Source organism: Mesorhizobium sp. WSM3864, from assembly GCF_002294955.1.
Classification (GTDB): Bacteria; Pseudomonadota; Alphaproteobacteria; order Rhizobiales; family Rhizobiaceae; genus Mesorhizobium.
Genome location: NZ_NSGD01000001.1, coordinates 722,795 through 746,209 on the forward strand (window position 1 = coordinate 722,795; position 23,415 = coordinate 746,209).

The window sequence follows — 23,415 nt, forward strand, 5'->3', positions numbered from 1 at the left end:
TCAGAATCGTTCAGTCGTCGTCCTGCGAAGCGGCGATGTGGTTCAGCGCGGCGGCATTGGTGATGCGCAGCCCGCCGCGTTTGATGTCGATCATGTGCCGGTTGCGCCAGTCGTTGAGCGTCTTGTTGACCGACTCGCGCGTCGCGCCGAGGAATTCGCCGAGTTCCGATTGCGAAATCGGGATCCAGCCGGCGGGGTCGGCCATGACGCCGCTGAGGAACACCAGCCGTTTCGCCAGCCGGGCCTCGATGCCGAAGAAGGCCTGGTCGCCGAGTTCGCCGCTGACCCAGCGCAGCCGCGTGCACAACAGCTCGATCATGGCGCGCGCCAGCGGTGGATTTTTTTCAATGCGATCAAAGAGTTGCGCGCGACTGAGGGAAACCAGCTCGCATGCGGTGAGGCAGATGGCGGTAGCCGTGCGCGGGCGTCCGTCGAGCGCGCCGATCTCGCCGATCAGGCTGCGCGACAGCTCGATATTGGCCACCAGCTTCTGCCCGCCCGGTGAATAGAGCGAAATCTCGACCGTGCCGCTCATCACGCCGTAGATGCGGTCGGATGCGTCCTCCTGGACGAACAGGTGCTGGCCGGCGGCATAACGTTCGACCTTGCAGCCGCCGAACAGCAAATCGAACTGGCGCGGATCGATCCGCGCCAGACGCGGCAGGGTGCTCCTGTCGTCTGCGCTGGCTGTGGACATGATGCGGTTCCGCCTCTCGTTGAGCGGAAATTGTATGACAAGTGCATGCTCGATCAAGGCCTGTCTCCTTTGGTGCGATTGCGGCAACACACGACGGCCTTTGTAGATCGGGCGCCAGACGTGCGCTGCCGGCATCAAATTGTCCGGCAACTGTCCCTTGCAGCGGGAAACCGGAGCGCGCTGGCGAACGCGAACCGAACTACGAAACGCCGTTCGCGCGCGTGGCGGGAGGCGACCGACGCGCGCGAACAGCAAATCTGAAAATGGCTAGGTGATCGAAACTCCCTGCCGAGCTTTCAGGCCCGGAGGCCGTTGGAGCCCATGCATTGAAGCAGAAGCCAGTACCACCGGTGCAATATCTGTGCGCGATGCCTCCGCGGCGTATGTGAAGGCGATCACAGAAGCGTCGCTATTGTCCAGCAGCGGCTTGCCGCCACCCTGCATGGACCAGGCCGACGACCCCGACCGAACTCAGCGCCTTCGAATGCAATGTCGGCAACAAGGGCAGCGGCCCGGCTGTCGACACCGCCCGCAGCAGGCACCACACTGCGGCAGTGCTTCAAAAGGCAATTGCGGAAAATCGAAAACCGATCTATGGAGCACGCGGCTGATTGAGGGCGGCTATCCATCCTATTTGCATAGGTTCGCTGCCCCATGCCCGATAACTTCTCGCGTGTAATCGCATTTCTTGCCGTGGTTATGGCCCTGCTGTTTGCCGGGCTGCATTTCCAACAGGGCAACATCATAGCCACGCTCTACTTCATGACCGGCGCCATTCTGGTGACGGGAGTAACGCATTTGAATGTGCGCCGAGGCCTGATCTAAGCGGCCTCCCGGACGCGAGCTGCCCCGCTGCACGAAATTGAAGAGGTTCATCGCGGCCGGATCATCCAACTTTCGGGAAGTTGGATGGTGGGCGATGCAGGGATTGAACCTGCGACCCCACCCGTGTGAAGGGTGTGCTCTCCCGCTGAGCTAATCGCCCGCTCGTTGCCCGAAGGCCGAAGCGAGCCGCGATATAAGGGAGGCGGGTGCGCGAAGTCAAGGCAATGTGCCGACGTTATCCTGCGGACCGATTTCGGGTTCCTGCCGGCTCGATCTGGGCAGGCGCTCAGCGCGCCGCCGCGATCAGACGCTGGGCCAATTCCGGCGTCAGCGTGTCGAAATGCGAGATCACCAGCGTCGGTTCGAACTCGCGCACATGACGATCCGTATAGCCGAAATCGACCGCCACCACCGGAATACCGGCCGCCTTGGCGGTGTCGATGTCGGTCTGCGAATCGCCGACCATCAGGGCGTTGTGCGGATCGCCGCCAGCCAGTTTGATGGTTTCGGTCAGATGGCGCGGGTCGGGTTTGCGGAAGGCAAAAGTGTCCTGGCCGCAGATCGCGGCAAAGTATTTGTCGAGACCGAGCGCGCCGATCAGCGTCGCCGAATTCGCTTCATACTTGTTGGTGCAAACCGCCATCAGATAACCGGCGGCCTGGAAGTGGTCGAGAGCCGCGACCACGCCGGGATAGGGGCGGGACTTGCCTGGAATATTGATCGTGTAGTGGTCCAGGAAAAGCTTCAGCAGCCGGTCGTGCTCTTCCGTCATCAGCGCCTTGTTTTGCGCCGCATGCGCGCGCTCGATCATCACGCGGCCGCCATGGCCGACGTAGCGCTTGAAGCCGGCTTGGTCGACCGCGGCAAGCTCCGCGGCCGCCAGGCTGTGGTTGAGGCTGTCGAGCAGATCCGGCGCAGTGTCGATGAGCGTCCCGTCGAGGTCGAACACGATGATCGGTCGGGTCATGGCCAGTCCTGAATAATTGAGGTTCCGCAGCCGATACAAGCTGGGCGGTGGTCAAGCAAGCCGCCTCCATCGGTCCACAGGCAGAGCCTTTGACGGGACAGGCAAAAATGCTAGGAGGCGCGCCAAACCATGGAAATCGGGGACAGGAGCGGCATGGACGCAAGGCAGATGAAGGTCGAGGCCGCGCGTGCAGCGCTCGCCCATGTCAGCAGCGGCATGCGGCTCGGCATCGGCACGGGCACGACCGCCGACGAGTTCGTACGGCTGCTCGCCGAAAAGGTCGCGACCGGCCTCAGCGTCATCGGCGTGCCCACATCCGAGCGCACCGCGGCACTCTGCCGCGAGCTTGGCGTGCCGCTGTCGACGCTCGAGGAAACGCCGGAGCTCGACCTCACCATCGACGGCGCCGACGAGATCGATCCCGCGCTGACGTTGATCAAGGGCGGCGGCGGGGCGCTGCTGCGTGAGAAGATCGTCGCGGCGGCGTCGCAGCGCATGATCGTGATTGCCGACCAGTCCAAGATGGTCGAGACGCTCGGCCGTTTCCCGCTGCCGATCGAGGTCAACAAGTTCGGCCTGCGCGCCACCGAGGTCGCGGTCGGCGCGGCGGCGGCAAGCCTCGGCCTTGCCGGCCCGGTGACATTGAGGATGACGGGGGAGCAGCCATTTGTTACAGACGGCGGCCACTTTATCCTCGATGCATCTTTTGGCCGCATTCCGGATACAAGAGCGCTTTCGAATGCTCTCTTCGCCATTCCAGGCGTCGTCGAGCACGGTCTATTCATCGGGCTGGCGTCAACCGCCGTCATCGCCGGCGGCGACGGCATCCAAACCGTCCATGCCGCCCGAAAACCAGGGAGTTCTATCGACCATGATGTTGCATAAACGGGTTCGCCGCCTTTCGACCATTCTGGCGGCCTCAGCGGTGCTTGCGCTGTCCTCGCCGGCGTTTTCGCAGGATATCAGCGAATCGCATCTGAAGGCCGCACGGGCCGCAGTTGCGGCTATCCACGCCACCGACCCGTTCGACAATATCCTGCCGCAGGCGGCGGCCGCGCTTGAGAACCAGCTGATCCAGAAGAATCCCGACATGCAGGAACTGATCGGCAAGACGGTCACCGAAAAGGCCATGGGCTTGGCGGCGCGCCGCGCCGACCTGGAGAAGGAGGCGGCGCTCGCCTACGCCAAGGTGTTTTCCGAAAAGGACCTCAACGATATCGCCACTTTCTACAGCTCGGAAGCCGGCAAGAAGCTGCTCGACAGCGGCCCGGCGGTCACGCGCGACCTGGTGAAGGCGGCCGACATTTGGCAGAACGGGGTCGCCCGCGACCTCGCCCAGCAGGTCGGCGAAACGCTCGCCGCCGCCGCAAAGGCCGCGGCTCCGGCCAAGCCTGCGAAGGATGCGACCGCTCCTGCCGACGGCTCCGCTCCTGCCGATAATTCGGCGCCTGCAGACGACCAGGCTCCTGCCGACAACTCGGCTCCTGCCGACAATTCGCAGAACTGATCCGTTTCAAGCGGCCGACGGCCGACTGGACCAGAAGAGCCCGGATTTCCGGGCTTTTCTTTTGCCTGCTGTCCGCCTACCTGTGACACACTTTCATTGCGCAGGAGTCCTTTCGATGGCCGGTTACGACTATGATCTCTTCGTCATCGGCGGCGGCTCCGGCGGGGTGAGGGCGGCCCGTGTGGCTGCCTCGCTCGGCAAGCGCGTCGCCATTGCCGAGGAGTATCGCTATGGCGGTACTTGCGTCATCCGCGGCTGCGTGCCGAAGAAACTTTATGTCTATGCCTCGCAATTCCCCGAACATTTCGCCGATGCCGCCGGCTATGGCTGGATGGTGCCCGAGGCAAGCTTCGACTGGCCGACGCTGGTCGCCAACAAGGACAAGGAGATCGCCAGGCTGGAGGCGATCTACAAGAGGAATGTCGAAGGTGCGGGCGGCGAGGCCTTCCACTCGCGCGCCGTGCTGGTCGATCCGCATTCCGTCTATCTCACTGCCGAAGACCGCACCGTCAGCGCCGACCAGATCCTGATCGCCACGGGCGGCCGTCCGGCTCCGCACCCGGCGCTTTCCGGCCACGAATATTGCATCTTCTCCAACGAAGCCTTCGACCTCAAGGAATTGCCGAAGGCGATCATGATCGAGGGCGGCGGCTATATCGCCGTCGAATTCGCCAACATCTTTCATGGACTGGGCGTCGACACCACGCTGGTCTACCGTGGCCAAGAAATTCTTTCGCGCTTCGATATGGACCTTCGCCGCTCGCTGCACGAGACCATGGAGAAGAAGGGGATCAGGATCCTCTGCCGTTCGATCTCAGAATGGGTGCGCAAGACCGCTGAGGGCAGACTGGACGTGCTGCTCTCCAGTGGCCAGACGCTGACCGTCGACCAGGTCATGCTGGCGATCGGCCGCATCCCGAACACGGAGAATATGGGACTCGAAGGCATCGGCGTGGAGCTCGGCAAGACCGGCGCGATCATCGTCGATGAATTTTCCCGCACCAGCATCGACAATATCTGGGCGATCGGCGACGTCACCCACCGCGTGCAACTGACGCCGGTGGCCATCCACGAAGCGATGTGTTTCATCGAGACAGCCTTCAAAGGCAATCCGACAGCGCCAGACCATGATACCATTCCGACGGCCGTGTTTTCGCAGCCCGAGATCGGCACCGTTGGCCTATCCGAGGACGAGGCGGTCAGGCGCTTCCCCGACATCGAGATCTATCGCGCGTCTTTCCGTCCCATGCGGCACACGCTGTCGGGCCGTGACGAAAAGATGCTGATGAAGCTGGTGGTCGACGGCGCGTCGCGGAAAGTGCTCGGCGCCCATATCCTGGGACCGGACGCCGGCGAGATGGCGCAGCTGCTCGGCATTCCGCTGAAGGCGGGGCTGAGCAAGGACGATTTCGACCGCACCATGGCCGTCCACCCGACAGCGGCGGAGGAGCTGGTCACCATGTACAAGCCGACCTATCGCGTGAAGAACGGCGAGCGCGTTTGAAGCCAAGCCGGGAAGGCGCCGCCGGCCATGCCGGCGGCGCGAAGTTTCTTGGCTAGAGGAGCGTGCCGCGCAGGATCACCAGAGCCACCGAGAAATAGATCACCAGCCCGGTGACATCGACCAGCGTGGCGACGAACGGTGCCGAGGCGCTTGCCGGATCGAAGCCGATGCGCTTCAGCGCGAAAGGCAGCATCGATCCCGACAGCGAGCCGAAGGTCACGATGCCGACCAGCGCCGCGCCCACCGTTGCCGCGATCAGCATCCAATGCGGGCCATAGTCGTAGAAGCCGAAATACTGCCAGAGCGCGATGCGGCAGATGCCGACTATGCCGAGGATCGAGCCGAGCACCAAACCGGTCGGCAGCTCGCGCAAGGCGACACGCCACCAGTCGCGAAGGCCGATCTCGCGCAGTGCCAGCGCGCGGATGACGAGCGAGGTCGCCTGCGAGCCGGAATTGCCGCCCGAGCTCATGATGAGCGGGATGAAGAGGGTGAGCACGATCGCCTTCTCCAACTCGCCCTCGTAGCTCTGCATGGCGTTCGCCGTGAGCATCTCGCTGAGGAACAGCGCGCAGAGCCAGCCGGCCCGCTTCTGGATCATGGCGAGGAAGCCCATCTTCATATAGGGCTCGTCCAGCGCCTCCATGCCGCCGAAACGATGAACGTCTTCGGTCGTTTCCTCGACCATGGTGTCGATGATGTCGTCGATGGTGACGATGCCGAGGATCTTGCCGTGATCCACAACCGGCAGGGCGAGCAGATCGTATTTGGAGATCGTCTGCGCCAGCGTTTCGCGATCGGTCAGCGGCGTGACCGTGACCGGCATGCGATCCGGCGCCACCGACAGGATCGAGTCCTTAGGCTCGCCGGAGATCAGCCGGCGCAAGCCCGTCGCCCGCAGCAGGAGCTGCGTGTCCTTGTCGGTGATGTAGATCGCACAGACGGTCTCGCGCGTGCGCTCGACTTTGCGGATGTAGTCGAGCGTGCGGCCGACGGTCCAGTCCGAAGGCACGCTGACGAACTCGGTCGTCATGATCGAGGCGGCGCTGCCCTCGGGATAACCGAGAATCGAAAGCAGTGTCGCGCGCAGCGGTGGGGCAAGCGCGCCAAGCAGTTCCGAGCGCGCAGGCTCATCGAGCTCGCGCAGGATGTCGGCTGCGCGGTCGACCGACATGGCGGTGAGCAGCTTGCCTGCTTTCGCGCGCGGCAGGGCTGCGGCGAGTTCCGGCGCGCTTTCGAGCTCCGGCTGGTCGAAGATTTCGACCAACCGCTCGAACGGCACCGCGCAAAGCAGCTCGATGGCCGTCTCGCGAGGTTCGCGGTTGAGGGCTTCGACGACGTCCGCGACGTGGTCGTTGGCAAGAACACGGGCAACGGCGACCGCTTCGTCGTCCAATACGGATGCGAATTCATTCATGGCTCACTCCTTGCCGTCCGGCAGGACGTGAGCCGTCAGGTCACGTCAAGGCGGACGGCGGTTGCGTTCGACTGTGACTGTCGCCAGGCATGGCGGGTTTGACCTTTCTGCTCGCGGGGTAGCGCATGACTCCCCGAAAAATCGGCTCCGATTTTCGGAAAGGATCGTGCGCAATTCTAAGATTCTACAGCGTCCTTTACGCGTCCGAAGGGCGCGTGGCGCTGTGGGTTTCAAATCTGCGAGCGGGCGCAACATAGGAGCGCGTTTTGCCGAGTCAATCGCGAAGAGCGCTGAAAATGAGCGAAGCGTTGCCGGATCGCGAGACTGTGATCGACAGTGGCCGCTACCGAGGCGACGGACCACGGCTTGCGCTGATTGCTATTTCTGCTTGAGCCGCCGGAAGCGCAACCATTTGTCCTCGGCCGGCCGGGGCTGCGCGAGGATCGTCGTGAGCTCGCGCGGCAGAGCGGGAGCGAGCGGCTTCTTGGTCGCGACGCCATCGGAGATCGCCACGACGCTATGATAGAATTCCTCTCCGGAGAGCGACCGCGGCGGAACGGCCTCGTGCATCACGCTGATCACGGTTACATCGGCGCAATTGGCCTTGATCGCTTCGTGGAAGGCGATCTTGCCTTCGGGGTCGAGCGCGCCGGTCGCTTCGTCGAGGAAGAGCAGTCCCGGCTGCTGCAAGATGATGCGGGCGACCACCAGCTTCTGCTTCTGCCCGCCCGACAGGACCTGATCCCAGAGCTTGCCTTCGCGGCTCTCATCGGCCAGGTGGCCGATGAATTCGCCGAGGCCGGCCTTGTGCAGGGCGGCCGCCACCAGCGCGTCGGTGTGATCGTTTTCCGAACCCGGCAGACAGACGAGCTGCTTCAGCGAGACTTGCTGCAGCTTGACCTCCTGGGCGGCATAGAAGCTCGTGACCCCTTCCGGGAACACGATGGTGCCGCGGCCATAGGGCCACAAACCATTGATCGCCTTGATCAGCGAGGTCTTGCCGCAGCCGGACTCGCCTTTGAGGAATGTCCACTCGCCGCGGCGGAAGCGCAGGTTGGCGGCGCTCAGGAAGGGCGTTGCGTCCTCGCCCTGATGCGCGAGCTCCAGCTTCTGGATGGTCAGGCCGAAAACGGGATTTTGCGTGGCATAGCTGAAGTCGGAGCGGCCGGTCTGGCGGTAGAACTCCTGCGGCTGCTGGACGTTCTCGATGGCGCTGGCGAGCTCGGTCACACGCTGGCTGTTGGCCCTAAGCGTGGCGATCGCGGGCATGACATGGATGAACCACGAACACTGGCTGATCAGCTGCGCGACCATTTCGGAGCCGGTTATGTAGCCCTTGAGATCGAAGCCGTTGTGAATGAAGGGCACGAGACCGGGTCCGTAGGAAACGATGCGGGCGCCGATGAAATTGTAGATCAGCTCGAACGACATGTAGCTGGTGTTGACGACGTTCAGCCGCCCCCAGGTCTTGTCGATGTCGACATAGAGCTTGTCGTGCATCGTCTTCTGCACATCCTCGCCGTGTGAGGCGGCGACGTGGAAGCTGCGGCGCAGGAAGGTCGTCAATTCGCTGCGATAGCTGCCTTCGGCCTGTTGCATGCGGATGTTGAGACGTTCGAGCAGGCCGCCGAGCTTCACCGCAATCCAGGTGTTGAGCGGCACGTAGGTCGCGACCGCCAGGAAGGCGAGCACGGCACTGCCGTAGCTGCCGAGGAACTCCAGCCCTTTGACCTCCACCGAGGCCCCGATCAAATTCTCGCCGACGAAATAAAGCGAGGTCGCCACGCCCAGCACGCCCATGGCGAGGCCGATGGCGCCGCCCGTCATGTCCTTGATCGATTCCTGGATGCGCTGGTCGATGTTGTCGGGAGCGACGATACCGCCGGCAACCGAGCCATGCTGGGCATGGAAATGGGTATGGTTGCCGTCGAGCAGCGCTCGGTTGAATTGGCTGTTCAGCCAGCCCCGCCATTTGCGATGCAAGGTTGCGGAAACGAGATTTCGCACTCCGGTGAACCCGGCGTCCTTGAGCACGACCAACAGCACCAATATGCCGGCATTGGTAAGAAGCGTCTGGAGCGGATTGATATTGGCGGCGTCGTGGAAGAAGGCGATCGAATTCACCAGCTCGCCCGATGCCATGGCAAACCACACGCCAGCCTTGCTGGAGAGCGCTGTCAGCAGCGCGATGACGAGGGTGAGGGTCCAGGCTTCCTTCCACCGGTCGGAGAACCAGTAGGCTCGCATCAGCCCCCAGAATGTGCGCATCGACGATACCGGCGTCAGGGGCGAGGGCCTTGCCGCCTCGCTGGATGTTTGCTCCGGTACTGTACGTCGCGGTCTACCGACCCGAATCACGATCCCGCCCGAACCTTTCCTGTTTTGTTACACATGGTAACACCAATTGATCATTTTCCATTAATTTTCTTCCTCCGAATGGGAACAGGGTTACCGGCCGTGGCATGAAGGCAACAGAAAAGCTTTGCCGGCTGATATCCATCGGCGGGGAATTCGTGTTTTGTTTCAGCCGTTTGGGAACAGAGTTTCGGCTGGAAAGGACTTTCCCCAGGGGAAGCCGAAAACACGGTTTTGTGAAGGGATATTCAGCCCGATGCTCGGCTGGTCCACGGGTTGAAGGGCTCGAAAGTGGCCGTCAGGAGACCTCGGGCTACCTCGAATCAACGCCGTAGACCGCGGGGATCTCTCTCAGCAGACTTCCGCGTCCGCTAGGCGGAGGGGTGATGCGAACTTGGTTTAGCCCGCCGTTTCGAGCTCACCGCGCGCCTTGGCCGCAGCGACCTGGCGGATAGCATCGGCCAGCGTGTCGGCGTCCTGCGCGCCCATAACGGCATATTTGGCTTCGAGCAGGAAACAGGGCACGCCGGTGATACCCATGCGCGAGGCGGTGGCGATTTCGTTGCGCACCGCCTCGACATCGGCATCCGTGGGCAGCAGCGTCTCGACCACGGAACCGTCCATGCCGGCTTCGCGGGCGGCGTCGGTTAGGACGGCATGGTCGCCGAGATTGGCGCCTTCCTCGAAATTCAGCTGGAAGAGGCGTCGCACCAGCCGGTTCTGCACGTCCTCGCCGGCAGGCCCCGCCCAACGGATAACGCGGTGGGCGTCCAGCGTGTTGGGAGCGACCTTGATGGCGCCGAAGGCGAAATGGATCCCTTCCGCCTCGCCGAGCGGCTCAATGCGCGCATGGATCTGCTGGATGCGTTCCTCGCTGCCGAATTTGCCCAGCATGTATTCGCGGCGATCCATGCCGCCTTGCGGAATGGTCGGATCGAGCTGGAACGGCCGCCAGCGCACGTGCACGTCGATATCGCCGGCAGCGGCGATCGCCCTGTCCAGCCGCTTCTGGCCGATGAAGCACCAGGGACAGACGACATCCGACACCACATCGATGGTGATCGAGTTCTCCGCGCTCATGCTCGTCTCCTTGCTTGGTCGGTGTCAGGCGGGGGATCGCGTCAGTTGGGCTTTCGCCACCATGTCGGCAGCTGATAGCCGAATATGGGCGTCTTTTGCGGATGTTCCAGGTAGCTCCAGTAAGCCAGCCACTGCTGCGTGTTGTATTGCATGGGCACCATGTAGTTGCCCGATATCAGCAACCGATCGAGAACGCGCACCGCGGCGACATAGTCTTCCTTCGTGCGGGCATTCAGCATCGCGTTGATCGCCGCGTCGACCGCGGGATCGGCGACGCCGGCCAGGTTGAATGAACCCTCCTGCTTGGCGGCGACGGATCCCCAGCGCCCCACCTGCTCGCTGCCGGGCGAGAGCGAATTGTTGAAACCGCTTGTGCCGATCAGCACCTCGAAGTCGAAGCGCTGTTTGCGCGACTGGATTTGATCGCCGTCGAGGCCGCGGATGGTTACATCGATGCCGATCTTCTCCAGCGTGCGCTGATAGAGAGCCGCAAGCCGCTCCTCGTCCTGCGATGACGTCATGATCTCGAAGCCAAAGGGATTGCCTTCAGGGTCGAGCATCCGGCCGTCCTCTACGTGATAGCCAGCGCTTTTCAGGAGCTCGAAAGCCGCTCGCAGCACCCTGCGGTCCTGGCCGGAGCCGTCGGTGACCGGCGGCCGCCAGGTTCCGTCCATCACCTCGGCAGGGACGCGGCCGGGGTAGGGGGCAAGCAGCGCCTTCTCCCGCTCGTCGGCGGGATGGCCGAGCGCGGACAATTCCGAGTTCTGCCAGAAGCTCATGGTTCGATTGAACTTGCCGGCGAACAGGTTTTTGTTGGCCCATTCGAAGTCGTAGAGCATGCCGAGCGCACGCCGCACGACCGGATTGGAAAACTTCGGCAGCCTGGTGTTGAACAGGAAGCCCGTCACCACCGGCGGAATACCGGTGTCGAAATATTCCTGCTTCACATCACCCTTGCGAAAGGCCGGGAAGTCGATATCGCGGTCGCGCTTGACCGGATCGGTCTCGTCGTCGAGGGCACAGATGCCTTTCTTGAACGCTTCCGTCTTGGCGTTGGCGTTGAGGAAATACTCGATGGTGATCTGGTCGAAATTGTCGAAGCCGCGCTTCGATGGGATGTCCTTGCCCCAATAATTGGGATTGCGCTTGAACACGATGCGCTGCCCAGGCTGCACCTTGTCCACGGTATAGGGGCCGCTGCCGATCAGCGGCTTCAGCGTGGTCTTGTCGAAAGTCTCCTTGTCGAAGGCGTGCTTGGGGATGATCGGCGTCAGCGCGACGATCAGCGGAAATTCGCGATTGGCCTTTTCGTTGAAGGTGAACTTCACGCTGTGGTCGCCGGTCTTCTCCAGCCTGGCAATCATGCTCATGCGATCGCTGTAAGGCGGGCGGCCCTTGTCCTTGAAGACATCGTAGGTGAACAGCACGTCCTCCGGCGTCACAGGCTGGCCGTCCGACCATTTGGCCTTGGGATTGAGGTGGAACTCGATGCTCTTGCGACCCGGGTCCATGTCGGCGCTGTCGGCGAGCAGGCCGTAGAGGCTGAAGGGCTCGTTGTAGTTGCGCTGCATCAACGGCTCGAAGACCAGGTTGCCGTAGACCGTGTCGATCATGCCGCGCGCGGTGGTGCGCAGGCTCTTCAGGATGAAGGGGTTGAGATTGTCGAAACTGCCGACGACGCAATAGGTGACGCTGCCGCCCTTCGGCGCATCGGGATTGACGTAGTCGAAATGCGTATAGTCCGCAGGCAGCGCCGGCTCGCCCTGCATGGCGATGCCGTGCTTCGGTTCCGACAAAGCCGGAAGCAGCGAGAGGGCCAGAAACGAGGTCGCGGCGATCAGCCGAACGAGAACGCGGTCCATGACCGTCTCCTTGCCGGGCAGCTTGGTGATTCGACATGCACCCTAGAGCATTTCGCTCCCCGATTGAATCGGCGCACGCCGGTCGCTTGGTTCAGTCGGCGCATCGCCGATGGAGGTTCGTCCAGGGCAGGAGAAGCGGCAAGAAAACGCGGAAACCGGGCTGGATTCGGCGTCGCTGGCAGTGTAACACGCGCTCCGAAGTCATGCTGTTGCCTCATTTGGGCAACAGGTAGCGGGACCACACGGCAGGAAGAAGCCGGTCCCCGGGATCATTTGAGAGGAAAGTGCACCATATGACGAGCAACGCGTATCGCCTTTCGGTGCTGGCCGCAGGCGTGGTCGGCGTTCTGGGCGCCGGGCTTTTCACCGCTTCCGCCCAGCAGCCGCCGCAGATTCCGCAGGGCTGGTTCAAGGCCTGCACCAAGCAGGAAGACGTCGATATCTGCAACGTGCAGAACATCGTCACCGCCGGCAATGGCCAGCTCGTCACCGGCGTCAGCCTGATCGAGCTCAAGGGCAAAGTGAACCGTAAGGTGTTCCAGGTGACGGTGCCGACCGGCCGTCTCGTTCCTCCGGGCATCGGCCTGCAGATCGATTCCGGCAAGGCGCAGAAGCTCGACTATGTGATCTGCTTCCCGGATCGCTGCGTGGCCGAAGTGCCGCTGACCGACCAGCTTGTCGCGTCTTTCAAGAAGGGCCAGCAGATCACGCTCACCTCGGTCAATTTCCAGAACCAGCCGAACCCGATAAAGGTTGCGCTGACGGGCTTCAGCGGCGCCTATGACGGCCCGCCGCTGCAGCAGTCGGACATCGAGGACCGCCAAAAGAAGCTGCAGGACTTCGTCGCCAAGAACAACCAGGACTTCGCCAAGAAGCTTAAGGAAGAGCAGGACAAGGCGAAGACCGCCAACTGATTGTTGGAGCGTTTCTCCAGCATGCAAAAAGCGGGGCAGGCGCCCCGCTTTTTTGTTGTCGCTTGTCCAGCCGTCAGTGTTTCGAGTGACCTTTCGGCTCGTAGCGCCCGTCGGGCAGCTTGTCGAACATCTCGCCGATCTGCGGGTGCCGCACCGGCTCGCCCGACCGATCCTCGAGCAGGTTCTGCTCCGATACATAAGCGATGTACTCTGTCTCGGAGTTCTCGGCGAGAAGGTGATAGAAAGGCTGGTCCTTGCTTGGACGCATGTCCGCCGGGATCGCTTCATACCATTCTTCGGTGTTGGCGAATTGCGGATCGACGTCGAAGATCACGCCACGGAACGGAAACAGCCGGTGGCGAACAACTTGTCCGATCGCGAATTTGGCCGTCTTCATCGCACTCACCACTTCGGTCCCGAGGCGCCGCAGCGGCTTGCGCGCACAGGGCGCCTAAGGTCTTGAATCTACACGTCACGCGCTCAAAAATCGACCCCGACTTTCGGCTTGGTACGATTTGGCGCAGACGTTGCTCCAATGCAATGCTTTACCGACGCCCTGGCCCACCAAGCTACCTATCAGCGGGCGCAATCCTCGGCCGAAAGCGGTAGTTTGCAAATGTGCCTCAGCGCGCGGCCTGTTTCCTGAAGCCGCCGGCGAGCGCCCGAAAACCGCTTCCCGGCCGCAGGCCTTCGCGCATGAAGAAGGCGCGCAGCGGCGCGAAGCTGCCCAGCACGTTGAGGCCGGCGCTGCGCGCAAGCTGCGCCGTGAGCATGTCGGACAGCAGCGACATGTTGAGCAAGTTCACCGCACTGCTGCGCGCCAGGATGTCCGGACGGCGCCGCGTGTCGTAGGCGGCAAGGCTCAGCCTCGACCCGGGATCGTCGCGATTTTCGCTGGCGATTCCAATTAGATCGTCGATATCCCTGATGCCGAGATTGAGGCCTTGTGCCCCGATCGGCGGGAAGACATGAGCAGCCTCGCCGACAAGCGCCACACGGTTTTGCGCGAACCGACCGGGCGAGGCCGCCGAAAGCGGGTAGACTTGGCGGCCGGGCTCGACCGAGACCCGGCCGAGCATGGACTGCATTTGCTCTTCGACCCGAACAGACAGCGTGGCATCGTCGAGCGCGGCCAGTTCCTGTGCCGTTTCCGGCTTCACCACCCAGACGAGACTGGAGCGCTTGCCCGGCAGCGGCACCTGCGTGAACGGCCCGGTCTCGGTATGGAATTCGGTCGAGATGAAGCCATGCTCGCTGCGATGGCTGAAATTGAGAACGAGCGCCGACTGAGGATAGGGTCGGGCGGAGGCTTTGATGCCGGCGGCCTCGCGCGCCGGCGACAGGCGCCCGTCGGCGGCAACCGCCAGCGATGCCGAGACCTCACTGCCATCGGCGAGGCTCGCATGTGCGTGGTCGGCGTCGAGCCGCCAGGCATCGACCATCGACTTTCGCCACTCGATGCCGGGATTTGCGGCGACCTTCTTGGCAAGCACCGGGATCAGGATTTTGTTCGGCAGGTTGAGCCCGAACTGCTCCTCGCCGATTTCGCTGGCGCGGAAGGTGACGGTCGGGCTGCGGATCAGCCGGCGCGTTGCGTCGACGATGCGCATCATTTTCAGCGGCGCCGCCTGCGGTCTGAGTTCGTCCAGCACGCCCAGGTGGTCGAGCACCTTGAGAGCAGGGTTCATAAGGGCGGTGGTGCGGCCATCGCCGCCGGCGGCCTCGGGGCCAGCCAACGTCACGGCAAAGCCTGCCTCGGCAAAGCCGAGTGCCGCGATCAGGCCGGCCGGGCCGCTGCCGGCGATCAATATTCGGGCTTTGTCACTCTGCTCCACACCAGGCTTCCATGTTGATGGCGGCCCGTCGGCCTGCATGCGGTATAGGGCAGATCGGCGGACTTGATCAACGCGGCGATTCGGCCCATTCGATTGGCATGAGCGCCCAGGAGCACGATTTCCGCCATCTCGACCGCGCCGGCCGCGCCACGGCGGGACTGGCGCGCAGCCCCCGCCTTGCCGTGATGCTCACTATCGGTGCGGGCGTCGTGCTTGCCTGGTGGATCCTCGCTGCCATGGCTATTCGCGGCGCCGAAAGCCGCGTTGCCGGCGGCGCTCCGGGCGATGCGCTGCTGAAGAACCTGCCGCCATTGCCGCTGCCGGATTTCCTCGACCGTTTCTTCGCTTTGTGCCTTGCGCCGGCGCCGCTTTCAGGCTCGTTGGCGGCGTCGGCGCTCGTCCTGATGTGGTTCATAATGGCGGTGGCGACGATGCTGCCCTCGGCGGCGCCGATGATCCGCACCTATTGCGAGATTGCCGATACCGCCCGGATCAAGGGCGAGCCCGTCGTCCATCCGCTGGTTCTGGTGATGGGATACCTCGCGACCTGGCTTGCCGCCTCAGTGGCCTTCGCCGCGCTGACGCTCACGGTCTATGGCTTTGCCGCCGCGGGACAGGTGCTCGATCCCGTCGTCGGGATTGCCGGGGCCGTCGCCTTGGCGATCGCCGGCCTCTATCAGTTCAGCGGCTTGAAGCAGGCGTGCCTCAAGAGATGCCGCAACCCGTTCTCGATCCTGTTTGCCAACTGGAGCGCGAAGCCGGGGCGTGTCTTTCGCCTGGGAGTGGAGCAGGGCGTCTGGTGTCTCGGCTGTTGCTGGGCGCTGATGCTGGTCATGTTCGCCGTGGGCGCGATGAACATCTTCTGGATGGCGCTGATCAGCCTGTTCGCTTTGATCGAAAAACAGACCGCGGGCAGGGTGGCCAGCCAGGTTTCCGGTGCGATACTGCTTGTGTGGGCCGCCGCCCTGCTATTAGTTTCCGCGTGAGGGAGAATTCGATGGCCGATCAGAGCTGGGCGATGAAGGGAGAGCTGGTACTCTCCTGCAATTGCACGGTTTTCTGCCCCTGCGTTCTGTCGCTCGGCAGCCATCCGCCGACCGAAGGCTTTTGCCAGACGTGGGCCGGGTTCCGCATCGACGCCGGCCACTTCGGCGAGGTCGATCTTTCCGGCCTTAATCTTGGTCTGGTCATGGAAATCCCGGGCTATATGAGCCGCGGCAACTGGAGCGCCGGCCTGTTCATCGACAAGCGCGCCTCCATCTATGCCGTGAAAGCCCTGACAAAAATCTTCACCGGCAAGGCGGGCGGGACCACTTCGCTGCTGTCGATTCTTGTTGGAAACTTCCTTGGCGTGGAACAGGTGCCGATCACCTATGAGACGCGTGACAGGACGCGCGTTTTCCAGATACCGCGGATTATCGACGGCGCGGTGACGCCGATACCCGGCAAGGACGGCGAGAAGGACACCGTCATTACCAATTCCGAATACTGGATCGCACCGGAAATCATCGTGGCGAAGTCCGACAAGAGCAAGATGCGCGCCTTCGGCCGCAATTGGAATTTCGCCGGCCGTTCGGCCGAGATATGCAAGCTGGATTGGCGAGGCCCGTGAGCAAGAACACAGCGGCCCGGAATGCGGCCAAGAAAATCGCGGAGCGGATTCCGCGGCCGAAGAAGAAAGTGACGTGGCCGCAGGCGCGGGCTTTTTCCGTGCACCTGCTGACTGCGTCCGGCTCGTTCCTCGCCTTCCTCTCGCTGGTGGCGGCGAGCGAGGGACGTTGGACGGCAATGTTCTGGTGGCTAGGGCTGGCGCTCTTCGTCGACGGCATCGACGGCCCGATCGCCAGGAAGATCGAAGTCAAGGAGATCCTGCCGACATGGTCGGGCGAGCTCCTCGATAACATCATCGACTACGTGACCTACGTGCTTATTCCGGCCTTCGCGCTCTACCAGCGCGGCTTGATGGGCGAGAACCTGTCGTTCCTGTCGGCGGCGATCATCGTCGTCTCCAGCGCGATCTACTACGCCGACACCGGCATGAAGACGAAGGAGAACTTCTTCAAGGGGTTCCCGGTCGTCTGGAACATGGTGGTGTTCACGCTCTTTGTCATCGAGCCGGGGCAGTGGGTTTCCTTCGCCGTGGTCGTGGTCGCCGGTATTCTCACCTTCCTGCCGATCAACTTCATCCACCCGGTACGGGTGGTGCGGCTCAGGCCGATCAATCTCGGCATGACGCTGTTATGGTGCGCCTTCGGCGCGCTTGCATTGGCACAGGCCGCACTTGCCTCGTTCTATGACAAGATCGGGGTTCTGAGCGAGCAGGTCAGCATCTTCACCAAGGCCGGCATTACGGTTACCGGGCTCTATCTCGCCTGCATCGGGGGCATCATGCAGATGTTCCCCAATCTTGGCGCCAGGAAATCCTGACTCGATATCCAGCTTCCGTCCTTTTCCGAGAAAGTTGAGCAATGTCCAAAGCGATCCGCATTCACGCCCATGGCGGCCCCGAGGTCCTGACCTATGAGGATGCAGATCCCGGCCAGCCGGGCGCCGGGCAGATTCTGATCAGGCATACCGCGATCGGCCTCAACTTCATCGACGTCTACCATCGCTCGGGCCTCTACCCGCCGCCGGGCGGGTTTCCGCTGATTCCGGGCGGCGAGGCGGCGGGTGTGGTGCTGGCCGTTGGCGTCGGCGTCGACTGGCTGAGGCCCGGTGATCGCATCGCCTATGCCGTCAATGTCGGCGCCTATTCGGAAGAACGCGTGATCGCCGCCGACCGCGTGGTCAAGGTGCCGGACGGCATCAGCGACGAGCAGGCGGCGGCCATGATGCTGAAAGGCATGACGGCCGAATATCTGCTGCGCCGCACCTATAAGGTGAAGGCGGGCGACACGATCCTCTACCATGCCGCGGCCGGCGGTGTCGGCCTGATCCTGGGCCAATGGGCAAAGCATCTCGGCGCGACGGTGATCGGCACGGCGAGCTCCGCAGACAAGGTCGAGCTCGCCAAGGCGCATGGCTTCGACCATGTCATCAATTACAAGGAGCAGGATTTCGTCGCCGGCGTCGCCGCCATCACCGGCGGCAAAAAGTGCGACGCCGTCTATGATTCCGTCGGCAACGACACTTTTCCCGCTTCGCTCGACTGCCTGAGGCCGCTTGGCATGTTTGTCAGCTTCGGCCAGTCGTCCGGGCCGATCCCGCCTTTCCCGATGTCGCTTCTGGCGCAGAAAGGCTCGCTCTATGCGACCCGCCCGACGCTCTTCGTCTACAACGCCAAACGCGAGCACCTTGTGGCCTCGGCGCAAGCGCTGTTCGAGGTAGTGCTGAGCGGCGCCGTCGAGATCAAGATCAACCAGCGCTACGCGCTGAAGGACGCGGCACAAGCGCAGTCCGATCTCGAGGGCCGCAAGACGACGGGCACCACCATCCTCATCCCCTAAGCCGGCTGCCTTGTTTTTCAGCGCCTTGCCGCGCCTCGAGGCAATGGTTCCCCGAAAAGCTTACTGGTTTCCCTCTTGCCCTGAACAGGCCTATCTTACCCCTTGAGTTTCCGCTGGAATTCTTGAAGCTCTTTCAAGTTGCGTGCCGCTTTCCGACCGAAGCCGGCCGCGCATACGATACCAGCGGGAACACAGAACATATCCGGGTAACTGGATGGGAGGCACTGTGAGTGCAAATCATGACAGGGCGAACCTGCTGGAGGTTCGTGGCCTTACGAAGATTTTCGGCACGCTGACGGCGTGCAACCATATCGACCTCAACATCGCGAAGGGCGAGATCCACGCCCTGCTCGGCGAGAACGGCGCCGGCAAGTCGACGCTGGTGAAGATGCTGTTCGGCTCGCTGGAACCGAATTCGGGTGAAATTTTCTGGAACGGTCAGGCCGTCAGGATCACCAGCCCCGGCCTCGCCAAGAAGCTCGGCATCGGCATGGTCTTCCAGCATTTCTCGCTATTCGAAGCGCTGACGGCGGCCGAGAACATCGCGCTTTCGCTGAACGACGGCTCGCCGATCAGCGCGATTGCCGCGAAGGCGCGGGCGCTCTCCTACAGCTACGGCCTGCCGCTCGATCCGGAATCGCTGGTCGGCGATCTTTCCGTTGGCGAGCGCCAGCGCATCGAGATCATCCGTTGCCTCTTGCAGAAGCCCCAACTCATCATCCTCGACGAGCCGACTTCGGTGCTGACGCCTCAGGAAGCCGACAAGCTGTTCGAAACGCTGGAGCGGCTTCGCGCTGAAGGCAAGTCGATCCTTTACATCTCGCACCGGCTGGAAGAGGTCAAACGCATCTGCGATCGCGCCACGGTGCTGCGCCACGGCAAGGTCGTCGGCCACTGCAACCCGCGCCAGGAGACGGCCGCGTCGCTAGCCCGCATGATGGTCGGCAATGAGGTCAAGGCAGTGGTGCGCGCGCCAGCCAAAGGCATCGAGACCGCGCCGGCATTGCTGGAGATCCGCGGGCTTACCCGCAAGCCGGCGACGCCGTTCGCCATTCCGCTCAAGAACATCAATCTTTCGGTACGCGCCGGCGAGGTGATCGGCATCGCCGGTGTCGCCGGCAACGGCCAGGGCGAGTTTTTCGAATCGGTCTCCGGCGAGGTGCTGCAGCAGGATCCCGGTTCCGTGCGCATCCGCGGCAAGGATGCGGGCGGCGTGTCGATCACCGGCCGGCGGCTGATGGGCGCCGCCTTCGTGCCGGAGGAACGGCTCGGTCACGGCGCGGCGCCGCGGATGAAGCTGTCGGAGAACCTTTTGCTGTCGCGCCATGCCACCGACGGCAAGTCCTTCGTCGGCTCCGGCGGCATGGTCAGGAACGCTTCCGTCTACAGCGCCGCCCAGCGCATCATTGCCGCGATGGACGTGCGCAAGAGCGCTCCCGATCCGGAGGCTGCGGCGCTGTCCGGCGGCAATCTGCAGAAGTTCATCGTCGGCCGCGAGCTCGACCGCAAGCCGAGCGTGATGGTCGTCAACCAGCCGACCTGGGGCGTCGACGCCGGTGCCGCCGCCCATATCCGCCAGGCGCTGATCGAGCTTGCCCGCAGCGGCTCGGCGGTTCTCGTCATCAGCCAGGACCTCGACGAATTGTTCGAGCTGTCGGACGCGATCGCGGTCATGCACAACGGCGAATTGTCCGCGCCGCTGCCGATCGCCGAAGCCACCTTCGAGAGGATTGGCCTGTTGATGGGCGGCGCCGAGCCCGGCCACGCCGAACACAGCATGGAGACGGCATGATGCGCCTCGAACTGGTCAAACGCCCGCAGCGCTCGGCGCTGTTTTCGGTGCTCTCGCCCTTCATCGCCTTCGCGCTGACGATCATTGCCGGCGCCATCATGTTCGCGTTGCTCGGCGTCAATCCGCTCAATGCCTTCAATGTCTACTTTGTTCAGCCGATCAGCGAGATCTGGCAGCTGCATGAACTGGCCATCAAGGCGGCGCCGCTGATCCTGATCGCCGTCGGCCTGTCGGTTTGCTACAAGGCCAACATCTGGAACATCGGCGCCGAAGGCCAGTTCATTCTGGGCGGCATTTTCGGCTCGATCATCCCGGTGCTGTTCCCCGAATTCGAAGGTCCGCTGGTGCTGCCGCTGATGCTCTTGCTCGGCATGGTCGGCGGCGCCCTCTATGCGGCCATCCCGGCGCTGCTGAAAACCCGCTTCAGCACCAACGAGATCCTGACCAGCCTGATGCTGGTCTATGTGGCGCAGCTCTTCCTCGACTGGCTGGTGCGCGGACCGTGGCGCGACCCGCAGGGCCATGGCTTCCCGCAGACCATCCAGTTCGGCGACTCGGCCGTCCTGCCGGAATTGATGCCGGATGCCGGCCGCGCCAATTGGGGCTTCGTCTTCGCGCTGGTCGCCGCGGTCACGGTCTGGCTGATGATGAGCCGCATGCTGAAAGGTTTCGAGGTCCGCGTGCTGGGCTCGAGCCCGAGGGCAGGTCGCTTCGCCGGCTTCGGCTTCAGCAAGATGGTCTTCTTTACTTTCCTGCTGTCCGGCGCATTGGCTGGCCTTGCCGGTATCTCGGAAGTCTCGGGCGCCATCGGCCAGCTACAGCCGGTGATCTCGCCCGGCTATGGCTTCACCGCCATCATCGTCGCCTTCCTCGGACGGCTCAATCCGCTCGGCATCGTCGCGGCAGGCCTGGTGCTGGCGCTGACCTATCTCGGCGGAGAGGCGGTGCAGAGCGCGCTCGGCATCTCCGACAAGGTGGCGCGCGTGTTCCAGGGCATGCTTTTGTTCTTCGTGCTCGGCTGCGACACGCTCATTCATTATCGCATTCGTCTGATCGGCTTTGCCGCGCCACAACTCGAGGCCGCGCCCAAGCTGGAGGAGGCACGCTGATGGACATCACCGTCAACATCCTTTTGACCATCGCGACCGCGGCGACGCCGCTCTTGATCGCGGCGATCGGCGAGCTGGTGGTGGAACGCTCCGGCGTGCTCAACCTCGGCGTCGAGGGCATGATGATCATGGGCGCCGTCGGCGGCTTCGGCGCGGGCTATCTTACCGGATCTCCCTGGATCGGGCTGCTTGCCGCAATCGTCGTCGGCGCGCTGTTTTCGCTGCTCTTCGCCGTCATGACGCTTTCCCTGGCGACCAACCAGGTGGCGACCGGCCTGTCGCTTACGCTGCTCGGGCTTGGCCTCTCCGGCATGATCGGCACCAGCTTCGTCGGCCAGCCTGGCGTCAGGCTGCCGAACCTCGACATCCCCGGCCTGAGCTCGATACCGGTCGTCGGCAAGCTGATCTTCGGCCAGGATCCGTTGTTCTACGTCTCGATCGGGCTCACCGCCGCCGTGATGTGGTTTCTGTTCAGGACGCGCACTGGCCTGACGCTGCGCTCGATCGGCGACAGCCACGTGTCGGCGCATGCGCTCGGCATCAAGGTCATCCGCTACCGTTACCTCGCCGTGATCTTCGGCGGCGCTTGCGCCGGGCTTGCCGGCGGCCACCTGTCGCTCGTCTACACGCCGCAATGGGTCGAGAACATGAGCGCGGGACGCGGCTGGATCGCGCTGGCGCTGGTGGTCTTTGCGTCCTGGCGTCCGTGGCGGGTGCTGGCCGGCGCTTACATCTTCGGCGCGGTGTGGATCGGCCAGCTTCATGCACAGGCTTTTGGCATTCCTGTGCCCTCGCAGTTTCTTTCTTCGCTGCCCTATCTGGCAACCATCGTGGTTCTCGTTCTAATCTCGCGGAACAAGCGGCTGACGATGATGAACACGCCGGCTTCGTTGGGGCAGCCATTTGTTCCGGATCGTTGACGACAACAAAAAGACGGGAAGCTCCAAGGCTTAACTCAGAGAGGTAACACGATGAAGAAACTGCTTATTGCGCTGATGACCACGGCCGCGGCCCTGTCGCTGGCGGCAACCGCCGAGGCGGCCGACAAGCTGAAGGCCTGCTGGGTTTACACGGGGCCGATCGGCGACTTCGGCTATTCCTATCAGCACGACCAGGGTCGCCTCGAGGTGGAGAAAGCGCTCGGCGACAAGGTCGAGACCGCCTATCTCGAGAACGTCTCGGAAGGCCCGGACGCCGACCGCGCCTTTGAGCGCCTGGCGCGGGAGAAATGCAAGATCATCTTCGGCACATCGTTCGGCTTCATGGACGCCGAGGTTAAGGTCGCCAAGAAGTTCCCGAAGGTGATGTTCGAGCACGCAACCGGCTACAAGACCGGCGACAATCTCGGCATTTACAACGCGCGCTTCTATGAAGGCCGCTATGTGCTCGGCCAAATCGCGGCCAAGGAATCGAAGAAGGGTCTTGCCGGCTACATCGTCTCCTTCCCGATCCCGGAAGTGGTGATGGGCATCAACTCCTTCATGCTCGGCGCGCAGTCGGTCAATCCGGACTTCAAGGTCAAGATCGTGTGGGTCAATACCTGGTTCGATCCGGGCAAGGAAGCCGACGCCGCCAAGGCGCTGTTCGACCAGGGCGCCGACATCATCGTCCAGCACACCGACTCGACCGCCCCCCTGCAGGTCGCCGAGGAGCGGAAGCTGCATGGGTTCGGCCAGTCGTCGGACATGATCAAATTCGCGCCGAACGCGCAGCTGACCTCGCTCACCGACGAGTGGGGCCCGTATTACATCAGCCGCGTGCAGGCTGCCCTCGACGGCACCTGGAAGCCGGACAATGTGTGGCTTGGCATCAAGGATGGCGCCGTCAAGCTCGCGCCCTTCACCAACATGCCTGACGACGTGAAGGCAATGGCGGAGGCGACCACCAAGAAGATCGCCGACGGCTGGAACCCCTTCACCGGCCCGGTGGCGAAGCAGGACGGCTCGCCCTGGCTGAAGGATGGCGAGGTCGCCGACGACGCCACGCTGCTCGGCATGAATTTTTACGTCAAGGGCATCGACGACAAGCTGCCGCAGTAAACAGCAGCGTGGCATCAAAACAAAAAGGGCGCCCCACCGGCGCCCTTTCATTTTCAGCCAATCCGC

The 23,415-nt window shown here is 63.0% G+C and carries 21 protein-coding genes and 1 tRNA gene; 13 read left to right on the forward strand and 9 right to left on the reverse strand.

Translation table 11 applies throughout. The features are described 5' to 3' along the window. Nucleotides 1–10 precede the first annotated feature (10 nt). On the reverse strand, nt 11–697 hold the full coding sequence (locus tag CK215_RS03565) for a Crp/Fnr family transcriptional regulator (protein WP_095830188.1): 687 nt from the start codon (nt 695–697) through the stop codon (nt 11–13). Between the two features lie 654 nt (nt 698–1,351). Between CK215_RS03565 and CK215_RS31220 the strand changes: the two genes are divergently transcribed. Next, entirely contained in the window at nt 1,352–1,522 is a 171-nt protein-coding gene (locus CK215_RS31220) for a hypothetical protein (protein WP_164750822.1), read from the forward strand. Between the two features lie 85 nt (nt 1,523–1,607). On the opposite strand, the gene CK215_RS03570 is transcribed toward CK215_RS31220, so the two are convergent. Then, a tRNA-Val gene (locus tag CK215_RS03570) sits at nt 1,608–1,682 on the reverse strand. 126 nt (nt 1,683–1,808) lie between these two features. Further along, on the reverse strand, nt 1,809–2,489 hold the full coding sequence (locus CK215_RS03575; protein ID WP_095830189.1) for a phosphoglycolate phosphatase: 681 nt from the start codon (nt 2,487–2,489) through the stop codon (nt 1,809–1,811). 153 nt (nt 2,490–2,642) lie between these two features. Here CK215_RS03575 and rpiA point away from each other — a divergent pair, with 153 nt between their 5' ends. The 3 genes from rpiA (at nt 2,643) to gor (ending at nt 5,500) form a co-directional block, all read left to right on the forward strand. Then, on the forward strand, nt 2,643–3,374 hold the full coding sequence (rpiA, locus tag CK215_RS03580; protein ID WP_095830087.1) for a ribose-5-phosphate isomerase RpiA: 732 nt from the start codon (nt 2,643–2,645) through the stop codon (nt 3,372–3,374). Beyond that, nucleotides 3,361–3,996 carry a DUF2059 domain-containing protein gene (locus CK215_RS03585; RefSeq protein ID WP_095830088.1) on the forward strand — a complete coding sequence of 212 codons (636 nt, stop codon included), beginning with the start codon at nt 3,361–3,363 and terminating at the stop codon, nt 3,994–3,996. Before rpiA ends, CK215_RS03585 begins: the two co-directional genes overlap by 14 nt. A gap of 115 nt (nt 3,997–4,111) precedes the next feature. After that, nucleotides 4,112–5,500 carry a glutathione-disulfide reductase gene (gene gor / locus CK215_RS03590; RefSeq protein WP_095830089.1) on the forward strand — a complete coding sequence of 463 codons (1,389 nt, stop codon included), beginning with the start codon at nt 4,112–4,114 and terminating at the stop codon, nt 5,498–5,500. A 52-nt stretch (nt 5,501–5,552) separates the two neighbouring features. Here gor and mgtE read toward each other — a convergent pair whose 3' ends face one another. The 4 genes from mgtE to CK215_RS03610 all read right to left on the reverse strand — a co-directional run bounded on the left by mgtE (nt 5,553) and on the right by CK215_RS03610 (nt 12,214). Further along, complete coding sequence (gene mgtE, locus CK215_RS03595; protein ID WP_095830090.1) at nt 5,553–6,917, reverse strand: magnesium transporter; 1,365 nt, start codon at nt 6,915–6,917, stop codon at nt 5,553–5,555. Between the two features lie 378 nt (nt 6,918–7,295). Beyond that, nucleotides 7,296–9,185, reverse strand: coding sequence for an ABC transporter ATP-binding protein/permease (locus CK215_RS03600; protein ID WP_170950208.1), 1,890 nt, complete (start codon nt 9,183–9,185; stop codon nt 7,296–7,298). A gap of 486 nt (nt 9,186–9,671) precedes the next feature. Then, nucleotides 9,672–10,352, reverse strand: coding sequence for a DsbA family protein (locus tag CK215_RS03605; protein WP_066989826.1), 681 nt, complete (start codon nt 10,350–10,352; stop codon nt 9,672–9,674). A 41-nt stretch (nt 10,353–10,393) separates the two neighbouring features. Next, a complete protein-coding gene (locus tag CK215_RS03610) occupies nt 10,394–12,214 on the reverse strand; it encodes an extracellular solute-binding protein (RefSeq protein ID WP_095830092.1) in 1,821 nt (606 codons plus the stop codon). A 284-nt stretch (nt 12,215–12,498) separates the two neighbouring features. Between CK215_RS03610 and CK215_RS03615 the strand changes: the two genes are divergently transcribed. Beyond that, on the forward strand, nt 12,499–13,128 hold the full coding sequence (locus tag CK215_RS03615) for an invasion associated locus B family protein (protein ID WP_095777677.1): 630 nt from the start codon (nt 12,499–12,501) through the stop codon (nt 13,126–13,128). A gap of 73 nt (nt 13,129–13,201) precedes the next feature. Here CK215_RS03615 and hspQ read toward each other — a convergent pair whose 3' ends face one another. Both hspQ and CK215_RS03625 read right to left on the reverse strand, forming a co-directional pair. Further along, entirely contained in the window at nt 13,202–13,525 is a 324-nt protein-coding gene (gene hspQ / locus CK215_RS03620; RefSeq protein WP_066989816.1) for a heat shock protein HspQ, read from the reverse strand. A gap of 226 nt (nt 13,526–13,751) precedes the next feature. After that, nucleotides 13,752–14,963 (reverse strand): UbiH/UbiF family hydroxylase, encoded by a 1,212-nt coding sequence (locus CK215_RS03625; RefSeq protein WP_170950209.1) that lies wholly within the window; start codon nt 14,961–14,963, stop codon nt 13,752–13,754. Nucleotides 14,964–15,061: 98 nt separating this feature from the next. On the opposite strand from CK215_RS03625, the gene CK215_RS03630 reads away from it, so the two are divergent. The 8 genes from CK215_RS03630 to CK215_RS03665 all read left to right on the forward strand — a co-directional run bounded on the left by CK215_RS03630 (nt 15,062) and on the right by CK215_RS03665 (nt 23,349). Next, nucleotides 15,062–15,949 carry a DUF2182 domain-containing protein gene (locus tag CK215_RS03630; protein WP_095830094.1) on the forward strand — a complete coding sequence of 296 codons (888 nt, stop codon included), beginning with the start codon at nt 15,062–15,064 and terminating at the stop codon, nt 15,947–15,949. An 11-nt stretch (nt 15,950–15,960) separates the two neighbouring features. Beyond that, on the forward strand, nt 15,961–16,575 hold the full coding sequence (locus tag CK215_RS03635; RefSeq protein WP_095830095.1) for a DUF1326 domain-containing protein: 615 nt from the start codon (nt 15,961–15,963) through the stop codon (nt 16,573–16,575). Next, complete coding sequence (gene pcsA, locus CK215_RS03640) at nt 16,572–17,390, forward strand: phosphatidylcholine synthase (RefSeq protein ID WP_095830190.1); 819 nt, start codon at nt 16,572–16,574, stop codon at nt 17,388–17,390. The genes CK215_RS03635 and pcsA overlap by 4 nt, the downstream gene beginning before the upstream one ends. Nucleotides 17,391–17,431: 41 nt before the next feature. Beyond that, a complete protein-coding gene (locus CK215_RS03645; protein ID WP_095830096.1) occupies nt 17,432–18,409 on the forward strand; it encodes a quinone oxidoreductase in 978 nt (325 codons plus the stop codon). Between the two features lie 214 nt (nt 18,410–18,623). Then, nucleotides 18,624–20,201, forward strand: coding sequence for an ABC transporter ATP-binding protein (locus tag CK215_RS03650; RefSeq protein WP_170950210.1), 1,578 nt, complete (start codon nt 18,624–18,626; stop codon nt 20,199–20,201). Beyond that, the gene (locus CK215_RS03655) at nt 20,198–21,310 is read left to right on the forward strand and encodes an ABC transporter permease (RefSeq protein ID WP_095830097.1); all 1,113 of its coding nucleotides are present in this window, start codon (nt 20,198–20,200) and stop codon (nt 21,308–21,310) included. Before CK215_RS03650 ends, CK215_RS03655 begins: the two co-directional genes overlap by 4 nt. Then, nucleotides 21,310–22,230, forward strand: coding sequence for an ABC transporter permease (locus CK215_RS03660; protein ID WP_095777673.1), 921 nt, complete (start codon nt 21,310–21,312; stop codon nt 22,228–22,230). Before CK215_RS03655 ends, CK215_RS03660 begins: the two co-directional genes overlap by 1 nt. 51 nt (nt 22,231–22,281) lie before the next feature. Beyond that, nucleotides 22,282–23,349 (forward strand): BMP family ABC transporter substrate-binding protein, encoded by a 1,068-nt coding sequence (locus tag CK215_RS03665; protein ID WP_095830098.1) that lies wholly within the window; start codon nt 22,282–22,284, stop codon nt 23,347–23,349. Nucleotides 23,350–23,415 lie beyond the last annotated feature (66 nt).